General features: G+C 76.4%; 26 protein-coding genes. 12 read left to right on the plus strand and 14 right to left on the minus strand.

Annotation, left to right across the window (positions count from 1 at the left end):
* Positions 1–10 precede the first annotated feature (10 nt).
* Complete coding sequence (locus HUT06_RS21870) at positions 11–538, plus strand: hypothetical protein (protein WP_176197437.1); 528 nt, start codon at positions 11–13, stop codon at positions 536–538.
* A 124-nt stretch (positions 539–662) separates the two neighbouring features.
* Here the strand turns inward: HUT06_RS21870 and HUT06_RS21875 are convergent, their stop codons facing one another.
* Both HUT06_RS21875 and HUT06_RS21880 read right to left on the minus strand, forming a co-directional pair.
* The gene (locus HUT06_RS21875) at positions 663–1,382 is read right to left on the minus strand and encodes a DUF72 domain-containing protein (RefSeq protein WP_176197438.1); all 720 of its coding nucleotides are present in this window, start codon (positions 1,380–1,382) and stop codon (positions 663–665) included.
* 40 nt (positions 1,383–1,422) lie between these two features.
* Positions 1,423–1,878, minus strand: coding sequence for a hypothetical protein (locus tag HUT06_RS21880; RefSeq protein WP_176197439.1), 456 nt, complete (start codon positions 1,876–1,878; stop codon positions 1,423–1,425).
* 82 nt (positions 1,879–1,960) lie between these two features.
* On the opposite strand from HUT06_RS21880, the gene HUT06_RS45270 reads away from it, so the two are divergent.
* On the plus strand, positions 1,961–2,986 hold the full coding sequence (locus HUT06_RS45270; protein ID WP_302931828.1) for a tyrosine-type recombinase/integrase: 1,026 nt from the start codon (positions 1,961–1,963) through the stop codon (positions 2,984–2,986).
* A 172-nt stretch (positions 2,987–3,158) separates the two neighbouring features.
* Here the strand turns inward: HUT06_RS45270 and HUT06_RS21890 are convergent, their stop codons facing one another.
* Positions 3,159–3,797 carry an HAD family phosphatase gene (locus HUT06_RS21890; RefSeq protein ID WP_176197441.1) on the minus strand — a complete coding sequence of 213 codons (639 nt, stop codon included), beginning with the start codon at positions 3,795–3,797 and terminating at the stop codon, positions 3,159–3,161.
* Positions 3,798–3,843: 46 nt separating this feature from the next.
* Positions 3,844–4,284 carry a DUF1707 domain-containing protein gene (locus HUT06_RS21895; RefSeq protein WP_176197442.1) on the minus strand — a complete coding sequence of 147 codons (441 nt, stop codon included), beginning with the start codon at positions 4,282–4,284 and terminating at the stop codon, positions 3,844–3,846.
* Between the two features lie 186 nt (positions 4,285–4,470).
* Between HUT06_RS21895 and HUT06_RS21900 the strand changes: the two genes are divergently transcribed.
* The gene (locus tag HUT06_RS21900; RefSeq protein ID WP_176197443.1) at positions 4,471–5,142 is read left to right on the plus strand and encodes a DedA family protein; all 672 of its coding nucleotides are present in this window, start codon (positions 4,471–4,473) and stop codon (positions 5,140–5,142) included.
* Between the two features lie 143 nt (positions 5,143–5,285).
* Positions 5,286–6,047, plus strand: a complete 762-nt coding sequence (locus HUT06_RS21905) for a phosphatase PAP2 family protein (RefSeq protein ID WP_176197444.1) — start codon at positions 5,286–5,288, stop codon at positions 6,045–6,047.
* An 84-nt stretch (positions 6,048–6,131) separates the two neighbouring features.
* Here HUT06_RS21905 and HUT06_RS21910 read toward each other — a convergent pair whose 3' ends face one another.
* Together HUT06_RS21910 and HUT06_RS21915 are read right to left on the minus strand one after the other, a co-directional pair.
* Entirely contained in the window at positions 6,132–6,797 is a 666-nt protein-coding gene (locus HUT06_RS21910) for a response regulator transcription factor (RefSeq protein WP_176197445.1), read from the minus strand.
* Positions 6,794–8,563, minus strand: a complete 1,770-nt coding sequence (locus HUT06_RS21915) for a sensor histidine kinase (RefSeq protein ID WP_217711387.1) — start codon at positions 8,561–8,563, stop codon at positions 6,794–6,796. The genes HUT06_RS21910 and HUT06_RS21915 overlap by 4 nt, the downstream gene beginning before the upstream one ends.
* Positions 8,564–8,729: 166 nt before the next feature.
* Here HUT06_RS21915 and HUT06_RS21920 point away from each other — a divergent pair, with 166 nt between their 5' ends.
* The 5 genes from HUT06_RS21920 (at position 8,730) to HUT06_RS21940 (ending at position 12,511) form a co-directional block, all read left to right on the plus strand.
* The gene (locus HUT06_RS21920) at positions 8,730–9,395 is read left to right on the plus strand and encodes a response regulator transcription factor (RefSeq protein ID WP_176197446.1); all 666 of its coding nucleotides are present in this window, start codon (positions 8,730–8,732) and stop codon (positions 9,393–9,395) included.
* 58 nt (positions 9,396–9,453) lie between these two features.
* A complete protein-coding gene (locus HUT06_RS21925) occupies positions 9,454–10,131 on the plus strand; it encodes an RNA polymerase sigma factor (RefSeq protein WP_254715316.1) in 678 nt (225 codons plus the stop codon).
* Positions 10,131–10,940: a methylated-DNA--[protein]-cysteine S-methyltransferase gene (locus tag HUT06_RS21930; protein ID WP_254715317.1), complete on the plus strand. Its 810-nt coding sequence runs from the start codon at positions 10,131–10,133 to the stop codon at positions 10,938–10,940. Before HUT06_RS21925 ends, HUT06_RS21930 begins: the two co-directional genes overlap by 1 nt.
* Before the next feature lie 136 nt (positions 10,941–11,076).
* On the plus strand, positions 11,077–12,153 hold the full coding sequence (locus tag HUT06_RS21935) for an NAD-dependent epimerase/dehydratase family protein (RefSeq protein WP_176197447.1): 1,077 nt from the start codon (positions 11,077–11,079) through the stop codon (positions 12,151–12,153).
* A gap of 106 nt (positions 12,154–12,259) precedes the next feature.
* A complete protein-coding gene (locus HUT06_RS21940) occupies positions 12,260–12,511 on the plus strand; it encodes a hypothetical protein (RefSeq protein ID WP_176197448.1) in 252 nt (83 codons plus the stop codon).
* Positions 12,512–12,535: 24 nt separating this feature from the next.
* Here HUT06_RS21940 and HUT06_RS44670 read toward each other — a convergent pair whose 3' ends face one another.
* The 6 genes from HUT06_RS44670 to HUT06_RS21970 form a co-directional block, all read right to left on the minus strand.
* Positions 12,536–12,700 (minus strand): CDGSH iron-sulfur domain-containing protein, encoded by a 165-nt coding sequence (locus HUT06_RS44670; RefSeq protein WP_254715785.1) that lies wholly within the window; start codon positions 12,698–12,700, stop codon positions 12,536–12,538.
* An 85-nt stretch (positions 12,701–12,785) separates the two neighbouring features.
* Complete coding sequence (locus tag HUT06_RS21950; protein ID WP_176197450.1) at positions 12,786–13,514, minus strand: HemK2/MTQ2 family protein methyltransferase; 729 nt, start codon at positions 13,512–13,514, stop codon at positions 12,786–12,788.
* On the minus strand, positions 13,511–14,641 hold the full coding sequence (locus tag HUT06_RS21955) for an iron-containing redox enzyme family protein (protein ID WP_176197451.1): 1,131 nt from the start codon (positions 14,639–14,641) through the stop codon (positions 13,511–13,513). The genes HUT06_RS21950 and HUT06_RS21955 overlap by 4 nt, the downstream gene beginning before the upstream one ends.
* A 13-nt stretch (positions 14,642–14,654) precedes the next feature.
* Positions 14,655–15,902: a glutamate--cysteine ligase gene (locus HUT06_RS21960; protein ID WP_254715318.1), complete on the minus strand. Its 1,248-nt coding sequence runs from the start codon at positions 15,900–15,902 to the stop codon at positions 14,655–14,657.
* 95 nt (positions 15,903–15,997) lie between these two features.
* A complete protein-coding gene (locus HUT06_RS21965; protein ID WP_176197452.1) occupies positions 15,998–16,777 on the minus strand; it encodes a sulfite exporter TauE/SafE family protein in 780 nt (259 codons plus the stop codon).
* 51 nt (positions 16,778–16,828) lie between these two features.
* Entirely contained in the window at positions 16,829–17,410 is a 582-nt protein-coding gene (locus HUT06_RS21970; RefSeq protein ID WP_176197453.1) for a TetR/AcrR family transcriptional regulator, read from the minus strand.
* Between the two features lie 149 nt (positions 17,411–17,559).
* On the opposite strand from HUT06_RS21970, the gene HUT06_RS21975 reads away from it, so the two are divergent.
* A complete protein-coding gene (locus tag HUT06_RS21975; protein ID WP_176197454.1) occupies positions 17,560–17,910 on the plus strand; it encodes a YciI family protein in 351 nt (116 codons plus the stop codon).
* The gene (locus tag HUT06_RS43925) at positions 17,907–20,141 is read left to right on the plus strand and encodes an alpha/beta fold hydrolase (protein WP_217711388.1); all 2,235 of its coding nucleotides are present in this window, start codon (positions 17,907–17,909) and stop codon (positions 20,139–20,141) included. Before HUT06_RS21975 ends, HUT06_RS43925 begins: the two co-directional genes overlap by 4 nt.
* Positions 20,142–20,191: 50 nt before the next feature.
* Here the strand turns inward: HUT06_RS43925 and HUT06_RS21990 are convergent, their stop codons facing one another.
* Positions 20,192–20,815, minus strand: a complete 624-nt coding sequence (locus tag HUT06_RS21990) for a YigZ family protein (protein ID WP_176197455.1) — start codon at positions 20,813–20,815, stop codon at positions 20,192–20,194.
* 53 nt (positions 20,816–20,868) lie between these two features.
* Here HUT06_RS21990 and HUT06_RS21995 point away from each other — a divergent pair, with 53 nt between their 5' ends.
* Positions 20,869–21,276 carry an ester cyclase gene (locus HUT06_RS21995; RefSeq protein WP_176197456.1) on the plus strand — a complete coding sequence of 136 codons (408 nt, stop codon included), beginning with the start codon at positions 20,869–20,871 and terminating at the stop codon, positions 21,274–21,276.
* Between the two features lie 44 nt (positions 21,277–21,320).
* Here the strand turns inward: HUT06_RS21995 and HUT06_RS22000 are convergent, their stop codons facing one another.
* Positions 21,321–22,100 carry an HAD-IIA family hydrolase gene (locus HUT06_RS22000; RefSeq protein WP_176197457.1) on the minus strand — a complete coding sequence of 260 codons (780 nt, stop codon included), beginning with the start codon at positions 22,098–22,100 and terminating at the stop codon, positions 21,321–21,323.
* Positions 22,101–22,119: the final 19 nt, after the last annotated feature.

Genomic DNA, 22,119 nt, shown 5'->3' on the forward strand with positions numbered 1-22,119 from the left:
AGAACCGCCCATGCTTTCGATGATCAACAAGTTCAAGAACAACGCCGAGGCGCGCGAGAGCAAGGACGAGGCGCTCATCGGTGAGATGGTGTTCACGATGGCGCACCTGGGGTGCCCCGTCATCGGGATCAAGTCCGGCGGCGACCTGCAGTACGTGCGGTTCAAGCCGGTCGGCGACCCCGTCCTGTACAGCTTCACGATCGTGCTGGACCGCAAGACCGGTGACGGCGTGCTGCAGCAGGCGGTGCTCGGCAGCAAGGCGACGCTGACGTTCGTGGCCGAGGTGAAGAACCACATCGCCGACCCCGACGACCTGGTGGCGATGTTCCGCACCGACATGGCGAACATGCTGCGCAGCCCGTGGTTCGGCGACATCAAGCTGGACCACCAGCTCAACTCGATCACCGCGACGAAGAAGCAGCTGATCGACATCGACGACTACGCGGACGCCGACGGCGCCGACCGCGACCGGCTCCGGCAGCTGCTGCAGGGCACGATGCAGGAGCTGCGGGAGAAGGCGGCCCCGTACAAGAAGTGATGGTGGGCGGGGGCGGCGCGGGTCGCCGCCCCTCCCCTCCGCGGCCGCCGCGCCGCTCCCCTGTGGTTGGTGTGGTTGACCGGACAGAAGCTGGATTCTGTCCGGTTTGCGTAGTTTGTCGTACTTAATCCGTTTTGCTGTGCGCGGTGAGGTCCGCGAAGCGCAGCGCGTTGCGGACGGCGGCCCCGCCCGGATCGTTGTTGAAGTAGACGTAGGCGTCACCGTCGCCCGCGAGTTCGTCCGCCCAGCCCCGCAGCGTCTCGTCGTCGTAGTGCGGCCAGGGCTCGGCGGGGCCTTCGTGCATGCGCAGGTAGAGCCAGCCGGTGGTCCGCCACAGCGGCGTCTGGGGGCGGCCGAGGCGGTCGGTCCAGCACAGGGCGGCGCCATGGTGTTCCAGGACGCGGCGGGTCTCGTCCGTCCACCATGAGGGGTGGCGCGGCTCGACGGCGACGCGCACGTCCGCCGGGAACCGCCGCAGGCAGGCGGCGAGGCGGTCCGGGTCGGCGCGCAGGGTGGGCGGGAGCTGCAGCAGGACCGGTCCGAGCTTGGGGCCGAGCCCGGCGGCGGCGCCCATGAGCCGTGCGACGGGTTCGGCAGGGTCGGTGAGGCGCTTCATGTGGGTGAGGTAGCGGCTGGCCTTCAGCGCCATGACGAAACCGGGCGGGGTGCTCCCCCGCCACTGCTCGAACGTCTCACGCCCCGGCAGCCGGTAGAAGGCGTTGTTGTTCTCCACCGTGGCGAAGACGTCCCCGTAGTGCCGCAGCCAGCGCCGCTGCGGGAGGCCGGGCGGGTACAGGACGCCGCGCCAGTCGGCGTACTGCCAGCCCGATGTGCCGATGAGCATCGGCCCCTCCCCCGTCGTCCGGCGGTGCCTTCGGCGGTGGTCATACCCGCCGGTGGGGTTCCAGGGCGCGGATGTAGTCGACGAGGCGGACGCCGATCTCGAACGGGGCGTCGGGGGCGTCGAGGTCGAGGGCGGGCCAGGTCTCGGAGACGCGGCGCCAGGTGCCGCGCCCGAGGAACGGGCCGGTGGCGGGGTCGGCGCCGAGGTCGGCGCGCCAGCGCGGCTCGGTGGTGCGCAGGCGAGTGAGGGCGGCGTCGTTGGCGGATTCGTCGCGGTGCTCGGCGTGGAAGCCGATCTCGACGGCGTGGGTGCGGGCGCCGGGGGCCAGTTCGGCGGGGATGACCTGGGCCTCGTAGTGCTCGCGCTGGGGTTCGGGGTCGCCGAACCAGGCCTTGACGCCGTTGTGGCGCACCTGGACGTGGGGGCGTCCGAGGCCGGGCGGGGTCGCCGCCCGGACGATCTCGCCGACCTGGTCGAACAGTGCGCGGTCCGTCACGGTGCCGATGGTACGGGGGTTGGTGTCGGTGGCGGGCGGTAGCGTCCGTCGGGTGCGTCCTTCCGATGTTCAGCGACTGACGGTGGCCGAGTGCGTGGACCGGTACGGGGAGATGGTGCGGGCGAAGACCTCGACGGGTGCGCTGGCGCCGGCGTCGGCGGAGGTGTACGCGCGGGACGTGGTGACGTTCGCGGCGTTGGCGGGTGCGGAGCGGGTGCTGGACGATCTGACCGGTGAGGACGTCGATGAGGTGCTGCTTCGGTTCGCGCGCAAGCCGGATGAGCGGCGCCGGGTGCGGGCGGTGGAGCCGGGGGGCGGTCCGGTGCAGAGCGCGGCGTCGCAGGCGCGGTTCCGGCGTTCGGTGTCGGCGTTCTTCCGGTACGCGGTGGTGGCGGGGTGGGTGCAGCTGAACCCGATGGACGCGGTGACGGTGCGGCCGAAGCACCGGGGCGGGCTGCGGGCGGAGCGGCGGGCGCTGACGGTGGAGCAGGCGGAGGGGCTGCTGGGGGCGGCGCGCGAGCTGGCGGAGGGGCCGGTGCCGGCGCCGCGGCGGCGGGCGGATCAGCGGACGGAGCTGCGGGACGGGCTGATCGTGCTGCTGCTGGCGGCGGTGGGGCCGCGGGTGTCGGAGCTGACGGCGGCGAACTCGGAGGATTTCTTCGTCAACGGGGGGACGCGGTACTGGCGGATCTTCGGTAAGGGCGGGCGGACGCGGGATGTGCCGCTCCCCCGTCCGGTGGTGGAGGTGCTGGACGCGTATCTGGCGGACGGGCGGCGGCTGCTGGATCGGGGGCGGGAGCCGAAGGCGCTGCTGCTGTCGTGGCGGGGGCGGCGGTTGGCGCGGGGTGATGTGCAGGGGGTGATCGACCGGGTGCTGGAGCGGGTGGAGCCGGTGCGGCGGCGGAGTGTGACGCCGCATGGGCTTCGGCATACGACGGCGACGCATCTGCTGGCGGCGGCGACGGACATGGACGCGGTGCGGCGGGTGCTGGGGCACGCGGACCTGTCGACGCTGGGCCGGTACCGGGACGAGTTGCCGGGTGAGCTGGAGGCGGCGATGCGGGTGCATCCGCTGCTGGGCCCGGTGGACGGCCGCCGCGGCGGCTGAGGCGCGATTGCCGGTGCGCTGCGGCGATCGGCGAGTACGCGGGGGTCGCGTCACTGCTGTGGCGTGAGTGCTCGTGGCGGTGGCCGTCCGCTGGCCCGTCCGCTGGCCCGTCCGCTGGCCCGTCCGCTGGCCTGGGCGGGCGGGCGGCGGGGCGCGAGCCGGCCGGGGGTGGTCAGGTGGTGGGGAGGGTGCGGGCGAGGGTGTAGGCCTCGGTGAGGTCGGTGCCGCGGTAGTCGAGGGCGGCGATGTCGGCGAGGTGGTGGTCGGCGTTGACGGCGACGGTGTTGGTGAGGTGGCGGAACAGGGGTGCGTCGGACATGGAGTCGCCGTAGGCGGTGCATTGGGCGAGGGTGAGTCCGTGGCGGGTGCGGAGTCGTTCGGTGATGCGGACCTTGTCGGTGGGGGTGAGGATGCCGGCGGGGTCGAGGGTTCCGGTGAAGGGCATGGGCGGGAAGCGGGAGGCGATGACGTCGTCGAAGCCGAGGTCGAGGAGGCGGTGGGCGAAGAAGTCGGGTGACATGGTGATGACGGCGGAGTGCTCGCCGCGGGCGCGGATGTCGGCGCAGACGTCGGCGATGCCGGTGAGCCAGGTGGCGGCGGTGTAGGCGGTGGCGACGATGCCGGGGGTGAGGTGGCGCCAGAGCCGGTGGATCTCGGTGGAGAAGCCGCGTGTGTCGAGGGTGCCGGCGGCGAAGCGCGCCTCGAGTTCGTGGAGTTCGGGGAGGGTGCCGAGGTGGCGGGCGATCTCCAGGTTGGCGGTGGTGCCGGTCAGGAGGGTGCCGTCCATGTCGAAGATGTGCAGGTGTCCCACGGTAGGTGGAGTGTGCCGGAGTGGTGCGGTGGGGCGCGAGTGGTTTTCAGTCGTCGTCGGAGGGCCAGATGGCGTAGGAGATGAGGACGGCGGCCCAGATGCCGAGGGGTGCGGCGGGCCAGAAGAAGGTCCACTCCCCCTCGCGGAGGGCGTTGACGGCCCAGATCGCGGTCATGATGGCGGCGCCGCCGGCCCAGTAGCGCCATTCGGCGGCCCAGGCGCGTTTGTCGGCTTGGTCCTTGGCGGCGCGGTCGGCGTCGTGGGCTCGGGTGGTGGCGGCCTGGGAGGGGGGTAGGTCGGCGGTGAGGCGGTGGAGGTCGCCGCGGGTGGTGGCGGTGAGGGCGCGCTGGAGGCGGTGGTGGTGTTCGGTGGGGTCGAGGGCGCCTTCGGTGAGGGCGTCGGCGAGGCGTTGGGCGGTGGTGTCGCGGTCGTGGTCGGAGGCGCGGACGTGGTGGTCGGCGGCCGGGTGTTCGGTTCGGTGTTCCATGGCGGGCTCCCCCAGGTGGTGTGGTTCCAGGGTGGCGGGCTGAGGGGGTGCGGGTCGTCCTCCGGTATGAGGAATGGGCGGTACATCGTTCGCAGGACGCGGGGTGGGACCCCTGCCGGAAGTCGGGGGTGGTGGTGGCCGTTCGCGGGATCCGCCGGGGGGTGATCGTTTTCTAGCGTCGTGGGCATGGACGGAATTCTTGGTGTGGTGGACACGGCCGTGACGTCGCCGTGGTTCTACCTGGTGCTGTTCGCGGTCGCGATGATCGACGGGTTCTTCCCGGTGGTGCCGAGCGAGAGCCTGGTGATCACGGCGGGGGTGTACGCGGCGTCGGGGAGTCCGGAGCCGGTGGCGGTGGTGGCGCTGGCGGCGCTGGGCGCGTTCCTGGGCGATCACGTGTCGTATCTGGTGGGGCGCCGGGCGGGCGGGCGGCTGGTGCGGGGGCTGCGGCCGGGGACGCGGCGGCATGCGGCGTTCGCGTGGGCGCGGCGGACGATGGCCGAGCGGGGCGGGTTGATCCTGGTGGTGGCGCGGTATGTGCCGGGCGGCCGGACGGCGGTGACGCTGACGATGGGTGCGGTGGGGTACCGGCTGCGGTGGTTCTCGGGGTTCGCGGCGGTGGCCGCGGTGTCGTGGGCGCTGTACGGGACGGTGCTGGGGTATGTCGGCGGGAAGGCGTTCGAGGACGACCCGATCAAGGGTGTGGCGGTGGGGCTGGGGCTCGCGCTGTCGGTGACGGGTGTGGTGGAGGGGGTGCGTTTCGTGCGGGGGCGCCGGCGTGGGCGGGCGGAGGCCGGGGAGGCCGCGGGGACTGCGGAGGCGCCGGTGGAGGCGTCGGGTGCGGCGCCCGGGCGGTGATGCTGGGCGATCGGGCCGATCCGCGGGGTGATCGGGGAAAGTGACCGGCTTGGCACGATCGTGGCCGTAGGGTGAACTCCGGCGGTCCGTTCGGTGTCTCAAGGGTGTCGGGCGATGGGCTGCCCGTGAGCGTGAGGGAGAGTATGGGAGCGCCGGATTTCAGCGCCGATCTGTACCGGGAGATCACCGAGTTCGCGCAGGGCACGCCGTCCTGGGTGCATGAGGTGGCGGATGTCGGGACGGATGCGGGGCTGTTGTTGTTCGCCGTGCTGTTCGTGGCGGGCTGGTGGCGGGCCCGGGGCCTGGACGCGCGGGCGATGGGGCTGGCGCTGGCGGCGCCGTTCGCGGTGGTGTCGGCGTATCTGGTGAGCGAGGTGTCGAAGAGCTTCATCGAGGAGGAGCGGCCGTGCCGGGCGGTGGCGGGCGCGGTGCACATCGCGGCGTGTCCGGCGCCGGGCGACTGGTCGTTCCCGAGTAATCACGCGACGATCGCGGCGGCGTCGGCGGCGGCGATCGTGGTGGCGTGGCGGGCGATGGCGCCGCTGGTGCTGCCGCTGGCGGCGCTGATGGCGTTCTCGCGGGTGTTCGTGGGTGTGCACTATCCGCATGATGTGGCGGCGGGGTTCCTGGTGGGGGTCGTGGTGGCTCCGCTGGTGGCGCTGGTGCTGGTGCGGGCGCTGCGGCCGCTGGTGGACGGGCTGCGGGGCGTGCCGGTGGGTGCGGTGCTGCTGGGTGCGCGTCCGGTGGGTGCGGGTGCCGCGGATCCGCCCGGGCCGGGTGGGCCGGGGTGGCCGGAGCCGCAGGCCGGTCGGGGCGCGGTGGCCGGTGCGGCGTCGGTGGACGAGGCGTCGGTGACGATGCCGGACGTGATGGGCGGTGTGACGCGCCGCGGTCCTCTGGGCTAGCCGGGCGTGCGAAGACGGACGTGCGAAGACGGGCCGTTCCGGGTGGTGCTGCCACCGGGAGCGGCCCGTTTGGTGTTCGGGGGGTCAGTGGGCGGTGTCGTCGCCGACGAGGCCGGCTTCGTAGGCGATGACGGCGGCCTGGACGCGGTTGCGGACGTCCAGGCGGGTGAGGATGGCGCTGACGTAGGCCTTGACGGTGCCTTCGACGAGGTGGAGGCGGTTGGCGATCTCGGCGTTGGACAGGCCGGCGCCGAGCAGGGCGAGGACGTCGTGTTCGCGGGGGGTGAGGGCGGTGATGCGGCGGCGGGCGCGGGCGCCGCCGGCGAGGCGGCCGCCGCCGATCTCGGTGATGACGCGGTGGGCGACCTTCGGGGACAGGTAGGCGGCGCCGTCGGCGACGGCGCGGACGCCGGCGATGAGTTCGCGGGGGTCGCCGGATTTGAGGAGGAAGCCGCTGGCGCCGCCGGACAGGGCGCGGGCGATGTAGTCGTCCTCGCCGAAGGTGGTGAGGATGATGACGCCGGTGGCGGGGGCGGTGCGGCGCAGTTCGGCGGCGGCGGCGAGGCCGTCCAGGCGGGGCATGCGGATGTCGAGGAGGGCGACGTCGGGTCGGTGGCGGAGGGTGAGTTCGACGGCTTCGTGGCCGTCGGCGGCCTCGGCGACGACGTCGATGCCGGGGTCGGCGGTGAGGATGGCGCGGACGCCGGCGCGGATCATCATTTCGTCGTCGGCGAGGAGGGCCCGGATCACTCGTGCTCCTGGTCGGGGTTGTCGCGGTCGTTGCGGTCGGGGTCGAGGCTGTCGGTGGCGTAGCTGTTCTTGCTGGTGAGGTGTCCGCCGGTGAAGCAGAGGCGGTAGACGCGGGCGGCGCCGAGGAGGTTGGCGTCGGGGCGGTAGTAGCGGCATTCGGCGCCGCGGGGTTCGGGGACGGCGGCGTGGACGGCGCCGGCGTCGAGGGTCTGCTTTCGCGGGAGGGTCTGTTCGACCTGGTGCTGGGGTGTGCCGACGCGGAGGGCGGCGTAGTCGGCGGGTGGGAGGACGGAGTTGAGGGTGACGTAGATGTAGTAGCCGGCCATGACGGCGCCGAGGGCGGCCATGAGGGCGATGGGGACGGTGATGGCGGTGATGAGGCCGCGGCGGACCTGGAGGCGTTCGCGGGCGAGGTGGAGGGCGGATTCGGAGGGCCACTCCCCCGGTGGGACGGGCGGCGCGTCGGGGGGTGCGTCGGGTGCGGGGGGCGGGGTGTCGGGGAGGCGGGCGGTGAGGGTGAAGCCGCCGGCGGGGTCGGGGGCGGCGTCGAGGGTGCCGCCGAGGAGGCGGACGCGTTCGGTGAGGCCGGTGAGGCCGCGTCCGCCGGCGGGGAGGAGGGGTGTGCGGGCGGGCGGGGGGTCGTTGGCGACGGTGATGTGGAGGGCGTCGTTGGGGTGGGTGAGGGTGACGGTGATCGGGGCGCCGGGGGCGTGTTTGGCGGCGTTGGTGATGGCCTCTTGGACGATGCGGTGGGCGGTGAGGGCGGCCATGGGGGCGAGTCCGTGCAGGGTGGCGGCGCCGGTGAGGTGGACGGGGATGCCGGAGGCGCGGGCGCGGTCGACGAGGTCGGGGATGGTTTCGCGGGCGGGGCTGACGGGTGCGGCCGGGCCCTGGCCTGCGTCGGGTGCGGGGCCGGTGTCGTCGCGGAGGACGCCGATGATCTCGCGGAGGCGGTCGGTGGCGTCGGCGGCGCCGGTGCGGAGTTCGGCGGCGGCGTCGCGGTGGCGGTCGTGGAGTCCGGGGGCGACCTGGAGGGCGCCGGCGCGGACGGCGATGAGGGCGAGTTCGTGGCCGAGGGAGTCGTGCATGTCCTGGGCGATGCGGGCGCGTTCGCGGAGGCGTTCGCGTTCGGCGATGATGCGCTGCTGGTGTTCGAGGCGTTCGGCGCGTTCCCAGCCGGCGTGCAGGAGTTCCTGGTGCTGGCGCCAGTAGCGGCCGATGAGCCAGGGCAGGACGCCGAGCAGGACGAGCCAGACGGTGGAGGGGAACCAGACGGCGACGTCGAGGCCGCGGGCGGTGGCCAGGGCGGTGCCGCCGATGAACACGGCGGTGAAGCCCCACAGCAGGGGCTGGGGGCGGGAGGTGCGCAGGCCGGCGAGGTAGGCCAGGACGGGCATGGCGAACACGAAGTTGCCGTGGACGAGGTTGAGGGTGATGGCGATGAGGAGTGCGGTGGCGGGCCGGGCGCGGCAGACGGCGACGGCGGCGGCGAGGGCGGCGAGTCCGGCTCCGCGCAGCCACCAGGAGGCAAGGTGGGGCTCGAGCGGGGAGACCATGTCGACGGCGATGGGGAAGGCCAGCGCGCCGTAGAGGAGGGTGTCCTTGATCCGGGCGGCGCGGGTGGGGCGGCGGACCGCGGCGCGCAGCGCGGCGGGGCGGGCGGCGTCGGCGGCCGTGCGCAGTGCCCGGGCGGCGGCGCCGGCGGCGGCCCGGGCGTGGGCGCGGGCGGCGCCGCCGGGTTCCCGGGTGGCTGCGGAGTGGTTCACGGGTCCACGCTACTGGCCGGTGACGTGCGGGGTTACCGTCGAAAGTCAGGGGTGGGGCGGTGAAGATCGCGGGAGGGCGGCGGGAGGGGGGCGGGCTGAACTACGGTTGGCGGGTGGCCCGGCCGGGGGGCGGTGGCGGCCGGGTGGAGAGCATGGAGGAGATCGCGTGATCCGGGTGATGCTGGCTGACGACCAGACGCTGGTGCGGGCGGGGTTCCGGTCGATCCTGGAGGGCGAGGACGACATCGAGATCGTCGCCGAGGCCGGGGACGGGGCGCAGGCGGTGGCGCGGGCGGTCGAGGTGCGCCCGGACGTGGTGCTGATGGACATCCGGATGCCGGTGCTGGACGGGCTGGAGGCGACGCGGCGGATCATCGCCGATCCGCGGCTGGGCGGCGTCCGGGTGGTGATCTTGACGACGTTCGATCTGGACGACTACGTGTACGAGGCGATCAAGGCGGGGGCGAGCGGGTTCCTGGTGAAGGACACCGAGCCGCCGGAGCTGATCCACGGGGTGCGGGTGGTGGCACGGGGGGACGCGCTGCTGGCGCCGACGGTGACGCGGCGGCTGATCTCGGAGTTCGCGTCGCGGATCACCGCTCCGCCGCCGGCGGCGGAGCTGGGCGCGCTGACCGAGCGGGAGCGGGAGGTGCTGGAGCTGGTGGCGGCGGGCCTGTCGAACGAGGAGATCGCGGGGCGGCTGGTGCTGTCGCCGGCGACGGCGAAGACGCATGTGAGCCGGATCCTGGCCAAGCTCGGGGCGCGGGACCGGGCGCAGCTGGTGGTGCTGGCGTATGAGAAGGGTGTGATCCGGCCGGGATGGCTCGGCTGAGCGGGGGCCGGCGCGGGCCGGGGTGCAACCGGCCGGCGGGGGCCGGTGTTGACGGGATGTGACGGTTACGGACGAAGCGCTCCCCCGCCCTCCGGGCGGCGCCCGCGATCGCGGCGGGCCCGGGGCCGGTGCCGGGTCCGGTGATGACGCGGGCGCGGCGGTCGCGGCGGAGCTGGCGCGGGACCTGGACGCCGGGTTCGCGGCGCTGTACGAGGCGTACCGGGGTGCGGTGTTCTCGACGGCGCTGCGGCTGTGCGGGCGGTGGGCCGAGGCCGAGGACCTGTCGGCGGAGGCGTTCCTGCGGGCCTACCGGGCGCTGGCGGGGTACGAGGCGGACCGGATCGAGGGGCTGCGGCCGCGGGCGTGGCTGCTGGCGATCCTGACGAACGTGTGGCGCAACAGCCTGCGGTCGGCGGCGCGGCGTCCGGTGGCGGCGCCGATGGAGGACGCGCCGGACCCGCCCGATCCGGGTGAGGGGGTGGAGGACGCCGCGGCGCGCCGGGAGACGGGCCGGGAGCTGGCGGCGCTGCTGGCCGAGCTGCCGGAGGCGCAGCGGGCGGCGGTGGTGCTGCGGCATGTGACGGGTCTTCCCGTCGCCGAGGTGGCGGCGGTGCTGGAGTTGCCGGAGGGCACCGTGAAGTCGCATGTGTCGCGGGGGCTGGCGCGGCTGCGGAGGCTGCGCGGCGTCCCGGACGGGCGTGAGGGGCCGCGTGAGCGGCGGGAAGGAGGCCGGTGATGACCGGTGCCGATGCCTTCGGCGGGGCGGATCCGGTGGATCCGGCGGTGGATCCGATGGTGGACGCGGTGGTCGGTGAGCTGGCGGGGCTGGCCGCGGACGCGCCGGCGGGGCTGCTGGAGCGGATCGCGGCGCGGCGGGTGCGGGTTCCCGGGCCGGTGCAGGACGGGCCGCTGGCGGGGCTGCAGGTGGCCTTCACCGACCGGGGCGTCGCCTACGTGCGGGCGGGGATGGGCGAGCGGGAGTTCGCCGAGGCGTTCCGGGACCGGTTCGCGCGGCCGCTGCTGCCGGCGGAGCGTCCTCCGGCGGGGCTGGTGCCGGCGCTGCGGTCGGGGCGGCTGGGCGGGCTGCGGCTGGACCTGCGGGGGCTGAGCGAGTTCGAGGCGGCGGTGCTCGAGGCGGCGGCGGCGATCCCGCGCGGGCAGACGCGCCCGTACGCGTGGGTGGCGCGGCGGGCGGGGCGGCCGCGGGCGGTGCGGGCGGTGGGTTCGGCGCTGGGCCGCAATCCGGTGCCGCTGCTGATCCCGTGCCATCGGGTGACGCGGTCGGACGGGTCGCTGGGCGAGTACGTGTTCGGTGCGGGGGCCAAGGAGCGGCTGCTGCGGGCCGAGGACGTGGACGTCGAGGAGGCGGCGGAGCTGGCGCGGCGGGGGGTGCGGCTGGTGGGGTCGGACACGACGGGGATCGTGTGCTATCCGACGTGCGCGGACGCGCGGCGGATCGCGCCGGGGCACCGGCGCGGGTTCGCGGGCCTGGCGGCGGCGGAGGCGGCCGGGTACCGGCCGTGCCTGCACTGCCGCCCCGCCTGACCCTTCGCGGCGCCGCCGCCGGGGCCGGGCTGGGGCGGGTCTGGGGGCGGGGCATAGTTCGGCGCAGGCCGGGAATGGGGCCGTCCACCTGCGGGGACGAGCCCGCGGGCGGACCGCCGAGGAGAGGGAGACCGCCATGCGCGTCGTCGTGACCGGCGCGACCGGCAACATCGGGACCAGCACGCTGCGCGAGCTCGCCGAGGATCCCGCCGTGACCGCCGTGACAGGGCTGGCGCGGCGCGCGCCGGGGCCGGACGCGGCGCGGGAGACCGACCCGGCCGGCAGCGGGAAGATCGAGTGGGCGCGGGCCGACGTCACCGACAGCGACCTGGTGCCGCTGCTGCGGGGCGCGGACGTGGTGGTGCACCTGGCGTGGCTGTTCCAGCCGACCCACCGGCCCGCGGTGACGTGGGACGCCAACGTGGTCGGCAGCGGCCGGGTGTTCGACGCGGTCGCCGAGGCCGGGGTGCCGGCGCTGGTGCACTCCTCGTCGGTCGGCGCGTACTCCCCCGGGCCCAAGGACCGCCCGGTGGATGAGTCGTGGCCGACGCACGGGTGGCCGGGCGCCGCCTACTCGCGGGAGAAGGCCTATGTGGAGCGGCTGCTGGACGCGTTCGAGGCCGCCAACCCGCGGTGCCGGGTCGTGCGGATCCGGCCGGGGTTCGTCTTCCAGCGGCAGTCGGCCAGCCAGCAGCGGCGGCTGTTCGCCGGGCCGCTGCTGCCGGGCCGGCTGGCCCGTCCGGGCGGGATCCCGTTCGTGCCGGACATGCCGGGGCTGCGGATGCAGTTCCTGCACGCGGCGGACGCGGGGCAGGCGTTCCGGCTGGCGGCGACGGGTGCGGCGCGCGGGGCGTTCAACGTCGCCGCCGACCCCGTGATGGACGCGGCCGAGCTCGCCGACGTGCTCGGCGCCCGCACGGTCCGGGTGCCGCGGCCGGCGGTGCGGGCGGCGCTGGCGGCGGCGTGGGGGCTGCACCTGGTGCCGGCGTCGCCGGGGCTGTTCGACCTGGCGATGCAGATCCCGGTCATGGACACCGCGCGGGCTCGCGCCGAGCTGGGCTGGACGCCGCGCCACACCGCGCGGGAGGCGTTCACCGACTTCCTGGAGGGGCTGCGGGCCGGTGCCGGGCGCGACACGCCGCCGCTGGCGCCCGGCAACGCCGGGCCCGGCCGGGCCCGCGAGTTCAGCACCGGCGTCGGCCGCCGCCCCTGAAGGCCGAACACCCCGCCCCGCACCGTCCGTCCGCGGCCACCTCGTCCACCTGTCAGTACACCTGTCACCGCGCTACACCTGTCACCGCGCTACCGGAGGTCACCCGATGCCGACGATCACTTCCGACCACCTGCACACCCTGCTGGCCTCCGCCGACCGCGACGCGGCGCTCGTCGTGGTCGGGGGCCGCGCGGCGGTCGTGCCGGCCGATCCGAGCCGCGGCGGCGGCCCCGAGGACGCGCTGGTGATCACCACGCGGGACGCGGTGATCGCCGAGCTGGACACCGGCGCCAACGAGGAGCAGATCGAGGCGCTGGCCCAGCGGCTGGACGTCGCCCTGGAGAGCCTCGGCGGCTGACCGCCGGCCCGCCGGCCGCGCCCGTCAGCCGCGGGCGCGGCGGCGGTGGCTGGTGTCGCAGAACGGGTAGGAGCGGCTGCGGCGGCACGCGCACAGCGCGACCAGCCACCGGTCCGACACGACCGTGGAGCCGTCCTCCAGGACGACCTCGACGGGGCCCTCCACCAGGACCGGGCCGCCCGGCACCATCCGCACCCGCCGCCGCTCCCCCGGCGCGGACGCATGCCCTCCCCCGTGCCTTTCCCCCTCCCTTTCCTCGGGGCCGGGGGCGGGGTCAGGCGGCCTGGTGCCGGTGCTCATGGCCCTCCTCACCGTCCTCACCGCAGGCGGTCATCCCGGCCGCGGCGACCTCGCCGCGGACCACGACGAGGTCCTCGTGCAGCTGCCCGGGCCCCAGCAGGCCCCGCGCGGCCAGCAGCGCCGCGCGGCGCCGCATGACCGGCCCGAACGGCTCGCGGCGCCGGGCGACCACCGACGCGCGCAGCCCGGCGGCGCGCAGCGCCACCAGCGTCGCCGCGACGCCGTTCAGCGCCGAATGCACCACCAGCAGCGTCCCGCCGGGCGCCAGGTGCCGCGGGGCGAGCGCGCAGATCCGGTCCAGCAGGGCGCGGCCGTCGTGGCCGGCCTCCCAGGCGCGGGCCCTGCCCCGCACCGCCGCCGGGTCGGCGTCCCCGGCCACGTACGGGGGGTTGGCGACGATCACGTCGAAGACCTCGCCGGCGACCGGGGCGAACAGGTCGCCGCGCAGCACCCGGACGGGCAGGCCCCGCAGCCGGGCGTTCATCCGCGCGGTGAGGACCGCGGGCGCCGAGACGTCCACGGCGACGACGTCGCAGCCGGCGCGGGCGGCGGCCAGCGCGACCGCGCCGGTGCCGGTGCCGAGTTCCAGGACGCGGGCGCCCGGCGGTGCGCCGGCGCGGGCCAGTGTCCGGGCGAGCGCGCCGGTCAGCAGCGAGGTGTCGGTCTGCGGCCGGTACACCCCGGGCGGGCGCAGCAGCATCATCGCCGGTCCTCCTCTCCCCCACCGGCCGACGGCGAGCCGGGCGGGGCGTCGGGCAGGGGGCGGCGCAGCGCGGGGCGGCCGGCGCGCCAGCGCGCCATCAGATGGCCGGCCAGGCGGTCCTCCAGCAGCCCGGTCGCCCGCACGCCGAGCACCACGTCGGCGGCCAGGCCGGGCTCGGCGGCCAGCAGCGCGCCGATCACGTCGTGGCGCAGGACCTGCTCGTGGACGGCGTCGGCCTCGATGTGCTCGGTGTAGAACAGGACGGCGCGGGGGCCGGCGCCCAGTCGGCGCAGGGCCGCGGCCATCCGCCGCGCGGACGGCGCGGTGGTGATCTCGGCGGCGGCGAAGTGCCCGACCAGCGCGCCGCGCAGCGACCGGTGCAGCCCGAACAGCGACATCATGGTGACGGTGGCGAGCATCTGCGGCGGGGCGGCGTCGACGTAGGCGCCGTAGGAGGGGTCCAGGCCGAGGTCGTCCAGGAGGGCGGCGTACAGGCCCTGGTGGGTCATCTCGGGGCGGCCGCCGCCGAACTCGTCGTTCTCGACGGCGACCAGCGCGGTCTTGGCGCGGCCCCGCAGCCGCGGGATGACCCAGGCGTGCGGGTCGGCCTCCTTCAGGTGGTACACCGACCGCAGTGCCGCGTGCTCGCGCAGCTGCCAGGCGGGGGCGTCGTCGCGCAGGTGGTGGGTGACGCCGCCGGCGCCTACGGGTTCGACCAGCAGTTCGTCCAGGGCGGCGTCCACGTCGGAGTCCGGGCCCGTGTCCGGGCCTGTGCCGGTGGCGGTGGCGGTGGCGGTGTCGCGGCGGAGCGCGGTGAGGAACGCGTTCTCCAGGGCGGCGCGGGTCCGCAGCAGCGCCGGGTCCCACTCCCAGTCGGGGTGGACGCCGGCGAAGCCCTGGTAGTGCAGTTCGTAGCAGGTGTGCAGGGCGAGCTGGAGGTCGTCCCCGTAAGGGTCGGCGGCCGCGGCGGCGGCGGGGCCGGGCAGGCGGCCGGCGTCGCCGGGCGGCGGGCCGGCGCGCAGGGCCTGGGTCACGGCGCGCGACAGCGGGCCGCGCGGTGGCGGCGGCGCCGGCGGTGCGTCCGTGGCGGCCGTGGTTCGCGCGGCCGTGGCCTGCGGAGCGGTCATCGGTCCTCCGTTGTCAGGGGGCGTCCGGCTCCGGTACCCGCTCACACGCGTCCCATACGCCCGGTTCCTCCCCAGGTGGTGCGGGGGGCGCCTCCGCTGCGCCGGGCGGCCGGCCCGACTCGGTCTGCCGCGCCAGCATCTCCACCACCGCGCGCGGGCCGCCGTCCGCGGCGGCGCGGCGCTGCCGGTCGGCGCCCGTCCCCGCCCGGCGGACCGCGGCCAGCAGCGCGCGGACGGTGTCCAGGTCCCCGGCGGCGGCCAGCGCGGGCGCCGCGCGGGCGACCATCGCCTCCACCCGCCGCCACGCCGGGACCGGCCGCCCGGTGGCGGGGTCGGCCAGCGCCGCGGACATGCCGTCGCGGGCGGCGTTCCACAGCGCCGCCGCGCACAGCTGCGCGTCCGCGCGGGGCGCCTCCCGGCCCGCCGCCAGGTCGGCCAGCGCCGCCCCGACCAGGCCCCGCACGAGCCCGGCCTGCAGCGCCGCCTCCGCCGCGGTCCCGGCCGCGTCGGCGGCGCGGACCTCGACCGTCGGCCACCGGGTCGATGGCCGCGCCAGCCAGAACGTCATCGCCTCGTCGACCAGCACGCCCGCCTCCACCAGCGCCGCGACCCGCGCGTCCCACGCGGCGGCCGACGCGGTCCACGGCGGGACGCCGGCGCCGGGGAACCGCGCCATCGCCACGGCCCGGCGGGAGGCGTGGGCGGTGAGGCGGCCGCGGTCGAACGGGGAGTTGGCCGACAGCGCCAGCAGCACCGGCAGCCACGGCCGCAGGTGGTTGACCACCGCCACCGCGGTGTCGCGGTCGGGGACGCCGACGTGGACGTGGCAGCCGCACGCCTGGTAGTCCTCGACCACGTCCCCGTAGGCGGCCATGACCGCGGCGAACCGGGCACCGGGCGCGGGCGGCGGCGGGGGCCCCTCCAGCACCGGGGCGCCCGAGGCGACCAGCAGGGCGCCGCGCGCCCGTGCCGCCGCCGCCAGCCGCTCGCGCCCGAACCGCAGCTGCGCGCCGAGCCCGGCCAGGTCGTGGCACACGCCCGTGGCCGCCTCCACCTGCGTGGACAGCAGTTCGGGCTGGAAGGAGCCGCCCGCGCGCGCCCACCGGTGCGGGCCGGCCGCGGCCAGCACGGGGCCGGCGTCCGGGACGCACCGCCCGGTCGCCGCGTCCGCCAGCACGAACTCCTCCTCCACCCCGATCGTGCCGGGCACGGCCGCGCGGTCCCGGTCCATGCGGTCCCGGTCCATGCGGTCATGGTCCATGTGGCGCCCCCTCGCTCGTGTGCACCCGTCCCGGGGGGATGCCCGTCCAGGACGTCCCCTCCCGCCCGCGGCGAAGATCCTTTCGGGGGCGGGGGTCAGCCGTGCAGGGCCACGTAGGGGGCCAGGACCAGCAGGCACACCACCAGCGCGGCCTTCAGCGCCGCCGCCGGGACCGCCCGCGCGATCATCCATCCGGCCAGCACGCCGGCCAGTTCCGGGACGCCCATCAGCGCGGCCAGCCGCCAGTCGACGGCGCCGGCGGCGAGGTATCCGGCGGTGCCGATGCCGGCAATCACCACCGACTGGGCCTGCGCGGCGGCCAGCGCCGAAAGGACCGGGGTTCCCAGCGCCACCAGCAGCGGGACGCTCAGCAGCGGCCCGCCGACGCCGAACATCGCGCCCACCGCCGCGACCGCGATGCCCACGGCGACCGCGGTCGGCGCCCCGATCCCGGCCGCGGCGGGCGCGGGGGCGTCGTCGGCGGCGCGGCCGGGGCGGCGCCAGAGCACCAGCACGGCGGTCAGCGCGACGAAGGCGCCCAGCAGCACCCCGAACACGCGGCCCTCGACCAGCCCGTTGGCCGCCACCCCCAGCGGCGTCCCGGCGACCGCGCCGGCCGCCAGCAGCACCGCGGTGCGGCGCGTCGCCGGATCCCGCAGCTGCCCCGACCGCGTGTAGACCGCCGTGCCCGCCAGGCCGGTCGCGACGTTGGTGACGATGGCGGTCCCGGCGACCTGCGCCGGCGTCAGGTCGGTGAAGGCGAACAGCCCCACGGTGATCAGGACCCCGCCGGGCCCGACCGCGGTGATCCCCACCCCGGCCGCCAGCCCCAGCAGGACCAGCGCCGCGGCCACCACCGGTTCCAGTCCCGCCATCGGCCGCCACCTCGCCTTCGCCCGTCCCGCTCCGTCCCGCCGGCGCGGGGGTCAGCCGCCGCCCGGGCCGCCCGGCCGGGCCAGCGCGCCCGACAGGAACAGCGTGGTGACGGCGGCGCCGGCCTCCTCCACGTCCAGGCTGCGGCGCGCGACCCGCGACACCACGCCCTCCAGCAGGCTGAAGTACAGCTCGGCGAGGGTGTGGACGGGCATGTCGCGGCGGAAGTGCCCGCCGGCGGCGCCGCGCTCGAACACCGCGCGCAGCGGCCCGGCGAGCTGCCGCTCCACGCGGCGCGCCTCGCGCGGGGTCCGCTCCAGCAGTCCCAGCGCCCGGTGCCGGGCGGCCGCGGCGATCGTCGCGCGGGTCATCCGCGCGACGGCCTCCTCGATCGGGACGGTGTCCAGCCGGGCCTCCTCCAGCCGGTCCGCCAGGTCGGCCAGGGCGTCCTCGTACAGCGCGGACAGCAGGGCCTCGCGGCTGGGGAAGCAGCGGTCGAGGTCGGCGCGGTCCACGCCCGCGGCGGCGGCGACGTCGGGCATGCCCGCCGATCCGCCCCGCTCGGCCAGGATCGCCGCGGCGGCGCGGAGGATCCGCGCCCGCACCTGGTCGCCGACGATCGTGCCCCTGCTCATCGCGGGAAAGGCTACACCGCGCTCCCCGCACCCGGCGCCGCGTGCGGGGAGCGGCCGGGGCCGGGCCGGTGACCGCGGGGCCGGGGATCTGGCATCCTGGCCCGGCGGCCGGGAGCGGCCCGGCCGCCGAGCCGAGGGGGAGGCCGCGGGTGCGCTATGTGCTGATGATCTGCAGTGACGAGACCGCCGGGACCGATCCCGAGCGGGCCGCCGCGACCGGCTGCGGCGGCTGGTCGCAGGAGATGGCCGACCGCGGTGTGGTCCGCGGCGGCGCGGGCCTCGCGCCCGCCGACCGCGCCACCACCGTCAAGGTCCGCGGCGGGGACGTGCTGCTCACCGACGGGCCGTTCGCCGAGACCAAGGACCAGATCGGCGGGTTCACGGTCATCGAGTGCTCCGGCCTGGCCGAGGCGGTGGAGATCGCCGCCCGGCACCCGTGGGCCGAGCTCGGCCAGATCGAGATCCGCCCGGTCGAGGAACCGGGCCCCGCGACGGCGTGACCCCCGTCCCCGCGCCCCCGCCCGGCGGCGCGGCCCCCGACGCGGCCCCCGGAGCGGCTCCCGGGACGGTCGCCGCCGCGGTCGCGGGCGCGTTCCGCGCCGAGTGGGGACAGCTCGTCGCGACGCTGATCCGCCTCACCGGCGACTGGGACCTGGCCGAGGAGTGCGCGCAGGACGCCTTCGCCGCCGCGCTGGAACGCTGGCCCCGCGACGGCGTCCCGTCCCGCCCCGGCGCGTGGCTGACCACCACCGCCCGCAACCGCGCCGTGGACCGGCTGCGCCGCGACGCCGCCGGCGCCCGCAAGCTCGCCGAGGCCGCCCGCACCGCCCCGCCCCGCGCCGACCCCGCCGAGGACGGGCCGGACGGGTTCGGCGACGACCGGCTGCGGCTGATGTTCGCCTGCTGCCACCCCGCGCTGCCGCTCAAGGCCCGCGTCGCCCTCACCCTGCGGACCCTGGCCGGCCTCACCACCGGCGAGATCGCCCGCGCGTTCCTGGTCGAGGAGGCCGCCATGTCCAAGCGGCTCACCCGCGCCAAACGCGCGATCCGCGACGCCGGCGTCCCCTTCGGCGTCCCTCCGCCCGACCTGCTGCCCGAACGCCTCACCGGCGTCCTGGGCGTGCTGTACCTGCTGTTCAACGAGGGCTACACCGCCACCGGCGGTGACGGGCTGGCCCGCCCCGAGCTGTGCGGGGAGGCGATCCGGCTCGCGCGGCTGCTGGCCGCGCTGCTGCCCGGCGAGCGGGAGGCGCGCGGGCTGCTGGCCCTGATGCTGCTGCACGACGCCCGCGCCGCCGCCCGCACCGGCCCCGGCGGCGCGCTGGTCGTCCTGGAGGAGCAGGACCGGTCCCGGTGGGACGCCGCCGGGATCGCCGAGGGCGTCGCGCTGCTGGAGGACGCGCTGGCGCCCGCGCCCGGCCGTCCCCCGCCCGGCCCGTACCTGGTCCAGGCCGCCATCGCCGCCTGCCACGCCACCGCACCCGACGCCGCCGCCACCGACTGGCCCCAGATCGCCGTGCTGTACGAGCGGCTGGAGCGGCTGGTGCCGTCCCCGGTGGTGCGGCTGAACCGGGCCGTGGCGGTCGGCATGGCGGACGGGCCCGCCGCCGGGCTCGCCCTCGCCGACGACCTGGACCGCGCCGGGCACCTGGACGGCTACCACCTGCTGCACGCCGTCCGCGGCGACCTGCTGCGGCGCCTGGGGCGCCGCGCCGACGCCGCCGCCGCGTTCCGCCGCGCGCTGGACCTGGCCGCCAACGACGCCGAGCGCCGCCACCTGGCCCGCCGCCTGGACGAACTCACCCGGCCCCCGTCCACCGGAGGAGGCAGCGGAGCCGGAGGAGCCGGAGGGGAAGGCGGCGCCGGAGTGTCCGCCGGGGGCCCGCCCGTTCGTCGGTGGGACGAGACCGGCCACCGGGGCCGCCGATCTGGGAAGGACACCCTCATGGAAACCGCGCACTCCAAGGACGGGACGCCCATCGCCTGCGACCGGACCGGCGGCGGGCCCGCCGTCGTCCTGGTCGGCGGGGCGCTCAACGACCGCCGCTCCGGTGCCGACCTGGCCGCGCTGCTGGCGGGCGGGCACACCGTCCTCACCTACGACCGCAGGGGCCGCGGCGACAGCGGCGACACCCCGCCCTACGCCGTCGACCGCGAGATCGACGACCTGGCCGCCGTCCTGGACGCCGCCGGCGGCTCCGCCGCCGTCTACGGGATGTCCTCGGGGGCGGTGCTGGCGCTGCGCGCCGCCGCCCGCGGCCTGCCCATCACCCGGCTCGCGCTGTTCGAGCCGCCGTTCCACTCCGGGCACGACGACCGCCTCACCCGCTCCCGCGCCTACAACACCGAGCTGACCGGGCTGCTGGCCGACGGCCGCCGCGGCGACGCGCTCGCGCTGTTCATGGCCAGTGTCGGGATGCCCGAGCAGATGGTCGCGCAGGCGCGGAACGCGCCGATGTGGCCCGCGCTGGAGGCGCTGGCGCCGACGCTGGCCTACGACTCGGCGGTCATGGACGACGCCGGCGGCGGCGCGATGCCCACCGACCTCATCGGCCGGGTCACCGTGCCCGCGCTGGTGCTGGCCGGCGGCGACAGCCCCGCCTGGATGCGCGACACCGCCCGCCGCGTCGCCGAGCTGCTGCCCGCCGGGACCCACCGCGTCCTGGACGGCCAGACCCACGACGTCGCGGCCGAGGCGCTCGCGCCCGTCCTGGCGGGCTTCCTCACCTGACCCGCCGAGACCCGCCCGCCCAGGTGCCGGCAGGCGCCGGGCGGGCGGGGTCAGGTGACGGGGACCTCGATGTGGCCGGGCGCGCCGCGCCGCAGCGACGCGCGCCCGGCGGTGGCCGCCGCGGCCCACGCCTCGAACTCGGCCAGGTCCGCGGCGGGCACCGCCACGTCGGCCTCCACCGCCGTCCCGTAGCGGACGTCGGCGGGCTGGTGCCCGGCGGCGTGCAGGTCGCCGAGGAACCGGCCCGCCAGCTCGTGCCCGACCCCGACCGTGACCGTCACCACCGGGCGCAGCTCCACCACCCCGACGGCGTCGACGGCGCCGGCGACCGCCTGCGCGTAGGCGCGGACCAGCCCGCCCGCGCCGAGCTTCACCCCGCCGAAGTAGCGGGTGACGACCGCGGCGGTGCCGGTTAGGCCGCGCCGCACCAGCACCTCCAGCATCGGCACGCCCGCCGTCCCGGCCGGTTCGCCGTCGTCGCTGCTCTTGGTGATCTCGCCGTGCTCGCCGACCACGTAGGCGGTGCAGTTGTGGGTGGCGTCGCGGTGCGCGCGGCGGTGCGCGGCGATGAACGCCGCCGCCTCGGCCTCGTCGGCGACGCGGGCGAGCGTGCAGACGAACCGGGACCTGCGGATCTCCAGCTCGCGGGACCCGCCCTGTCTGATCATGCGCATGGCGCTCCCGAGTGTAGGTTCGCCGGGCCGCCCGCGGGGGAAGGGTGCCCGCCATGGACCCGTTGGACGCGCTGTACCGGCGCTGGCTGTTCGAGGTGTGGGAGGGCGACTACGCCGTGGCCGAGGAGATCCTCACCCCCGGCTTCACCGGGCACTGGCCGGACCTGGAGGTGCGGGGGCCCGCCGAGGCGGCCGAGCAGGTCCGCCGCTCCCACGCCTACTTCTCCGGCGTCCGCACTTCCCTGGACGCCGGACCGGTCGTCGGCGGCGGCATGGTCGCCGCCGCGTGGAGCTTCCACGGCGCCTACCGGGGCGGCATCCCGGGCGCGACCGCCGCGCCCGGCACGCCGGTGTCGTTTCGCGGGCAGGACATCTTCCGCGCCGAGGACGGCCGGTTCGCCGAGTACTGGGTCGTCTCGGACGCGCTCGGCATGATGACCGCGCTCGGCGCCCTCGGCTGACGCCCGCCCCCGGGCCGGGGCCGGGCGGTGGGGCGGGCGGCGGGTCAGACCAGGTCGACGAGGTCGGCGATGGAGGGGACGACGCGGCTCGGCCGGAACGGGAACCGGGCGATCTCCTCCTTGCGGGTCACGCCGGTCAGCACCAGGATCGTCTCCAGCCCGGCCTCGATGCCGGCGACGACGTCGGTGTCCATCCGGTCGCCGATCATCGCGGTGCACTCGCTGTGCCCGCCGACCACGTTCAGCGCGGTCCGCATCATCAGCGGGTTGGGCTTGCCCACGAAGTACGGCTCCACCCCCGTCGCCCGGGTGATCATCGCGGCGACCGCGCCGCACGCGGGCAGCGACCCCTCCGGGGACGGGCCGATCGGGTCGGGGTTGGTGGCCACGAACCGGGCGCCGCCCTCGATCAGCCGGATCGCGCGGGTGATCTGGGAGAAGCTGTAGGTGCGGGTCTCGCCGAGGACCACGTAGTCGGGGTCGATGTCGGTGAGGACGAAGTCGGCCTCGTGCAGCGCCGTGGTCAGCCCCGCCTCGCCGATCACGTACGCGGTGCCCTCGGGGCGCTGGTCGGCCAGGAACCGCGCGGTCGCCAGCGCCGAGGTCCAGATCGACTCGGCCGGGACCTGCAGGCCGGACGCCGCCAGCCGGGCCGACAGGTCCCGGCGGGTGTAGATCGAGTTGTTGGTGAGGACGAGGAACGGCGTGCCGGACGCCGACAGCCGGCGGATGAACTCCTCGGCGCCGGGCACGGGGCGGCCCTCGTGGACCAGGACCCCGTCCATGTCCGACAGCCAGTACTCGATCGGCCTGCGTTCGGTCATGTCCCCATTGTCGCAGGTG

The organism is Actinomadura sp. NAK00032, assembly GCF_013364275.1.
Lineage (GTDB): Bacteria > Actinomycetota > Actinomycetes > Streptosporangiales > Streptosporangiaceae > Spirillospora.

Bases quoted from the DNA above. Each gene is read 5' to 3' on its own strand.
- HUT06_RS21870 (WP_176197437.1), top strand. From the start codon at position 11: ATGCTTTCGATGATCAACAAGTTCAAGAACAACGCCGAGGCGCGCGAG.
- HUT06_RS21875 (WP_176197438.1), bottom strand. From the start codon at position 1,382: ATGCTCATCGGCACATCGGGCTGGCAGTACGCCGACTGGCGCGGCGTC.
- HUT06_RS21895 (WP_176197442.1), bottom strand. From the start codon at position 4,284: ATGGAACACCGAACCGAACACCCGGCCGCCGACCACCACGTCCGCGCC.
- HUT06_RS21900 (WP_176197443.1), top strand. From the start codon at position 4,471: ATGGACGGAATTCTTGGTGTGGTGGACACGGCCGTGACGTCGCCGTGG.
- HUT06_RS21905 (WP_176197444.1), top strand. From the start codon at position 5,286: ATGGGAGCGCCGGATTTCAGCGCCGATCTGTACCGGGAGATCACCGAG.
- HUT06_RS21930 (WP_254715317.1), top strand. From the start codon at position 10,131: ATGACCGGTGCCGATGCCTTCGGCGGGGCGGATCCGGTGGATCCGGCG.
- HUT06_RS21935 (WP_176197447.1), top strand. From the start codon at position 11,077: ATGCGCGTCGTCGTGACCGGCGCGACCGGCAACATCGGGACCAGCACG.
- HUT06_RS21940 (WP_176197448.1), top strand. From the start codon at position 12,260: ATGCCGACGATCACTTCCGACCACCTGCACACCCTGCTGGCCTCCGCC.
- HUT06_RS44670 (WP_254715785.1), bottom strand. From the start codon at position 12,700: ATGGTGCCGGGCGGCCCGGTCCTGGTGGAGGGCCCCGTCGAGGTCGTC.
- HUT06_RS21950 (WP_176197450.1), bottom strand. From the start codon at position 13,514: ATGATGCTGCTGCGCCCGCCCGGGGTGTACCGGCCGCAGACCGACACC.
- HUT06_RS21955 (WP_176197451.1), bottom strand. From the start codon at position 14,641: ATGACCGCTCCGCAGGCCACGGCCGCGCGAACCACGGCCGCCACGGAC.
- HUT06_RS21960 (WP_254715318.1), bottom strand. From the start codon at position 15,902: ATGGACCATGACCGCATGGACCGGGACCGCATGGACCGGGACCGCGCG.
- HUT06_RS21965 (WP_176197452.1), bottom strand. From the start codon at position 16,777: ATGGCGGGACTGGAACCGGTGGTGGCCGCGGCGCTGGTCCTGCTGGGG.
- HUT06_RS21970 (WP_176197453.1), bottom strand. From the start codon at position 17,410: ATGAGCAGGGGCACGATCGTCGGCGACCAGGTGCGGGCGCGGATCCTC.
- HUT06_RS21990 (WP_176197455.1), bottom strand. From the start codon at position 20,815: ATGCGCATGATCAGACAGGGCGGGTCCCGCGAGCTGGAGATCCGCAGG.
- HUT06_RS21995 (WP_176197456.1), top strand. From the start codon at position 20,869: ATGGACCCGTTGGACGCGCTGTACCGGCGCTGGCTGTTCGAGGTGTGG.
- HUT06_RS22000 (WP_176197457.1), bottom strand. From the start codon at position 22,100: ATGACCGAACGCAGGCCGATCGAGTACTGGCTGTCGGACATGGACGGG.